Source organism: Streptomyces sp. NPDC050625 (assembly GCF_040654755.1).
Classification (GTDB): Bacteria; Actinomycetota; Actinomycetes; order Streptomycetales; family Streptomycetaceae; genus Streptomyces.
This window is the reverse complement of record NZ_JBFAIQ010000094.1, coordinates 1-5,087: the sequence shown is the minus strand read 5'-3', so window position 1 is coordinate 5,087 and position 5,087 is coordinate 1. Positions and strand designations below refer to the sequence as shown.

At 72.5% G+C, this 5,087-nt stretch carries 1 protein-coding gene; it reads right to left on the bottom strand.

The features are described from left to right. Window positions 1-5,087, bottom strand: a 5,087-nt coding sequence (locus AB0I54_RS47875) for a type I polyketide synthase (RefSeq protein ID WP_363302712.1), incomplete at both ends; no start/stop codon positions are given.

Here is a 5,087-nt window from a genome sequence, read left to right as displayed (position 1 = left end):
CCCGCACCCTCGGCCCAGCCCGTACCGTCCGCAGTCGCAGCGAACGCCTTGCACCGGCCGTCCGCCGACAGGCCACGCTGACGGCTGAACTCCACGAACACGGACGGGCCTGCCATCACCGTGACGCCGCCGACCAGCGCCATCGAACACTCGCCGCTCCGCAGCGCCTGGGCCGCCAGGTGCAGCGCCACCAGCGAGGACGAGCACGCCGTGTCGACCGTGACCGCCGGCCCCTCAAGGCCGAAGGTGTACGAAACGCGGCCCGAAGCGACGCTGCCCGCGCTGCCGTTGACGAGGTAGCCCTCCAGCCCTGCCGGCGAGGTGTGCACGCGCCCGCCGTAGTCGTGGTACATCACGCCGGCGAAGACACCGGTCCTGCTGCCCCGCACCGTCACCGGGTCGATCCCGGCCCGTTCGAACGCCTCCCACGACGTCTCCAGCAGCAACCGCTGCTGCGGATCCATCGCCAGCGCCTCACGCGGCGAGATCCCGAAGAACTCGGCGTCGAAGTCCGCCGCGTCGTGGAGGAAGCCACCATGCCGGGTGTAGCTGGTGCCCCACTGCTCGGGGTTCGGGTCGTAGAGCTTCTCCACGTCCCAGCCGCGGTCCTCCGGGAAGCCCGACACGGCGTCGCGGCCGGAGAAGACCAGCTGCCACAGGTCTTCGGGCGACTGCACGCCGCCGGGGTAGCGGCAGGCCATGCCCACGATCGCGATGGGCTCGTCCGCCGTTCCGGTGGCCGTGGAGACGGTCGCCGGCACGGCTGCCGTCGCCTCGCCGGAACCTGCGGCTTCGGCGGTGAGGAAGCGGGCGAGGGTGAGCGGGTTCGGGTAGTCGAAGACCAGGGTGGCGGGCAGGCGCATGCCGACGGCCGAGTTGAGCCGGTTACGCAGTTCGACGGCGGTCAGCGAGCCGAACCCGATGTCCTTGAACGAGTCGTCCGCGCCGACCGACTGTGCGTCGGCGTGTCCGAGCACGGCGGCGACCTCGGTGCGCACCAGCTCCAGCACCACGTCCTCGCGCTCGGCCTCCCGCAGCCCGGCCAGCCGCTGACCCAGCGATCCCTTCGGCGCCGTCTGCGCAGCACGTCGCGTCGGCGCGACCCGCACCAGTCCACGCAGGACCGGCGGCACGGGCTGCCCCGGTCCGTCACGGAAGGCGGACGTGTCGAGCCGGATCGGGGCGACTGCTGCCCGATCGGTGGCCAGCGCCGCGTCGAACATCCGCAGGCCGTCCGCCGACGGGAGCGCGGCGAGTCCCATGCGCCTGATCCGCGTGAGATCGGTGTGGTCGAGGCTGCCGGTCATGGCGCTCTCGCTGTCCTGCGCCCACAGGCCCCAGGCCAGCGCCGTGGCCCGCAGGCCCGCGGTACGGCGGTGCTCAGCGAGGGCGTCGAGGAACGTGTTGGCAGCGGCATAGTTCCCCTGGCCGGGCGTGCCGAGGGCGCCCGCCACTGAGGAGAAGAGCACGAACGCGGACAGGTCGCCGGACAACTCACCCGCCAGATCGTGCAGGTTCAGCGCCGCGTCCACCTTCGGGCGGAACACGGCGTCCAACCGCTCGGGGGTCAGCGAGCCGATGACTCCGTCATCCAGGACGCCGGCTGTGTGAATGATCGCGGACAGGCTCTGCCCAGGCCCGGCCAGGAGCGCACGGACGGCGTCGCGGTCGGCCACATCACAAGCGGCCCAGGCGACGTCGGCGCCCTGCGCTGTCAGCTCGGCGGCGAGCTCGGCCGCGCCGGGCGCGTCCCCGCCGCGGCGGCTGACGAGCAGCAGACTGCGGACGCCGTGCTCGGCGACCAGGTGCCGGGCGAACAGCCCGCCCAGCCCGCCCGACGCGCCGGTCAGCAGGACGGTGCCGGTGCCGAGGCCGGGAAGCTCCGTCTCCGCGTCCGGCGCGGCGACACGGACCAGCCTCGGCACCCGGACCTCCTCGTCCGCGTGCACCGCGGCCTGCGGCTCACCCGACGCGATCAGGCCGGGCAGCACCCGGGCAAGACCGGCGTCGTCAACACCCCTTCCGGCATTGGCATCGGCGTCGGCATCGGCATCGCTGGAGGTATCGACCAGCACGATGCGGTCGGGGTTCTCGGTCTGCGCCGAGCGCACCAGTCCGCGGACCGCCGACTGGGCGAGGTCTCCCGTACGCGTCACCAGCACCAGGCGCGCCGGGCGTTCCTCGGCCAGCCACCACTGCACCAGCTCCAGCACGGCGTGGGTGACCTGACGGACCCGGGTGGCCAGGTCCACGCCGTCCCCGGTCGGGCAGGGCACCACCACGGCATCGGCGACGGCTCCGGCATCGGTGACGGCTCCGGCATCGGCTTCGGTGTCCGCCGGCGAGTAAGCGGCTCGAAGAGCGGCGAGATCCTGGTACATCTCGATCCTCGTGCCAGCCGGCGCGGACGGCAGGCTGAATGGCGTCCACTCCAGAGCGAAGACCGCGTCGTCACTGCCGGGACCGGCGCGCAACTGATCGGCGGGCACAGGGCGCAGCGTCAGCGAATCGACGTGCGCGACCGGCTCACCGGTGCCGTCGGCCAGCACCAGCGAAACCGTGCCGGTGCCGGTGCGCGAGACCTTCACCCGCAGGCCGGAGGCTCCGGCAGCCGCCAGGCGCACCCCGCTCCAGGCGAACGGCAGCAGCCCGTGCCCCGTCCCGGCCTCGGGCTCGACCGCGCCCAGCCAGACGGTGTGCAGGGCGGCGTCGAACAGCGCGGGGTGCAGGCCGTACGCGCCCGCGTCCGTCCGCTCCGCGCCGCCGGGCAGCTCCACCTCGGCGAAGAAGTCGTCCCCGCTCCGCCACGCGGCGCGCAGCCCCTGGAAGACGGGGCCGTAGTCGAGCGCCATGCTTGCGAGGCGGTCATAGAACCCGTCGACGTCGACCGGCTCCGCACCCATGGGCGGCCATGAGGCGAGCGAGCCGTCCACGGGCCCTTGTGTAGCGACGGTCAGCGAGCCGGAGGCGTGCCGAACCCATGCCCGCTCGGAGTCGTTCCCGTGGGCGTACGCGTCCCCGTCGTCGATCCGTGAGTGCACGGTCAGCGGCCTGCGGCCCGAGCCGTCGTCGGCGCCGACGCGCACCTGGAGGGCGACGCCGCCGCGCTCGGGCACGAGCAGCGGTGTCTCCAGCGTCAGCTCTTCCAGCAGGTCGCAGCCCACGGCGTCGGCAGCGGTGACCGCCAGCTCGACGAACGCGGTTCCCGGCAGAAGCGCGACCCCACTGACGGCGTGGTCCGCCAGCCACGGGTGCGTGTGCGTCGAGAGCCGCCCGGTGAGCAGGTGTCCGTCGCCATCGGCCAGCGGCACGGCGGCGCCGAGGAGCGGGTGACCGGCCTCGCCCTGCCCCACCGCGCGCATGTCACCGGCGGAGGCGGGGGCGTCGAGCCAGTAGCGCTCGCGTTGGAAGGCGTACGTGGGCAGGTCGACGCGGCGGGCGCCCGGGAAGAAGGCGTGCCAGTCCACTTCGGCGCCGTTGACGTGCAGTTGGGCGTACGCGGTCGTGAGCGCCTGGGGTTCGGGGTAGTCGGCTCGGAGTACGGGGACGGTGACGATGTCGTCCACACAGCCCTGTGCCATGCCGCTGAGGACACCACCGGGACCGATCTCCACGAACGTGGTCACACCCAGCTCGTGCAGGGTCCGTACGCCATCGGCGAAGCGGACCGCGTCTCGGACGTGCCGCACCCAGTACTCGGAGGTGTACGGCTCGGCCAGGCGGCCGGTGAGATTGGAGACCACCGGGATGCGCGGCTCACTGAACGTCAGACCACGAACGACTGCACCGAACTCCTCCAACATCGGATCCATCAACGGCGAATGGAACGCGTGGCTCACCTTCAGACGCGACGTCCTACGACCCCGCTCCCGGAAGGCCTCACCCAGGGCGACGACCACGTCCTCAGCACCGGAGACGACAACCGACTGCGGGCCGTTGATCGCCGCGATACCAACCTCGTCGGTCAAGTGCGGCAGCACCTCGGCCTCGGTCGCCTGAACCGCCAGCATCGCGCCGCCCGTGGGCAGGGCCTGCATCAACGCAGCGCGTGCCGAGACCAGCCTCGCCGCATCCTCAAGCGACAACGCACCCGCCACATGCGCGGCCGCGATCTCACCCACCGAGTGACCGGCCACATAATCCGGCCGAACACCCCACGACTCCAGCAACCGGAACAACGCCACCTCGACCGCGAACAACGCCGGCTGCGTCGACCCCGTCTGATCCAACTCCTCCGAGTCCACATCGACCGGCGCCTCCAGCAGCGCGCACACCTCGTCGTGGGCCTCAGCGAACACGGGGTACGCCTCATACAGCTCACGCCCCATCCCCAACCGCTGCGAGCCCTGACCCGAGAACAAGAACCCGACCTTGTAGGCCGAGTGAGCGCGCCCGGCGACGACGTTCGCCGCCGGTTCGCCTGCCGCGAGGGCCTCCAGCCCCGCCCGCAGCTCGGCCGGGTCGGTGCCGATCACCGCGGCCCGGTGCTCCAGCGCCGACCGCGTCGTGGCCGACGAGAATCCGGCGTCGACGGGCGACACGTCGTCGGTCGCGAAGGCCAGCAGACGCTCCGCCTGGGCCTGCAGCGCTACTTCGCTCTTTGCCGAGAGCACCCACGGCACGGGCACCGGGCGGTGTTCCCGGGCCGGCTCGGCCACGGCCGCGGCGGGCGCCTCCTCGATGATCGTGTGCGCGTTGGTGCCGCCGATACCGAAGGACGACACCGCGGCCCGGCGCGGCACCTCACGCGCGGGCCACTCCACCGCCTCGGTCAGCAGCCGCACGGCGCCCACCGACCAGTCGACGTGCGCGGTCGGCTCGTCCACATGGAGCGTCTGCGGCAGCACGCCGTGCCGCAGCGCCAGCACCATCTTGATCACACCGGCGACACCCGCGGCGGCCTGCGTATGACCGATGTTGGACTTGACCGAGCCCAGCCACACCGGACGGTCGTCGGAGTGTTTCTGGCCGTATGTGGCGAGGAGCGCCTGTGCCTCGATCGGGTCACCCAGCTTCGTCCCCGTGCCGTGGGCCTCGACGGCGTCCACGTCGGCCGGCGTGAGCCCGGCGGACGCCAGCGCCTGCCG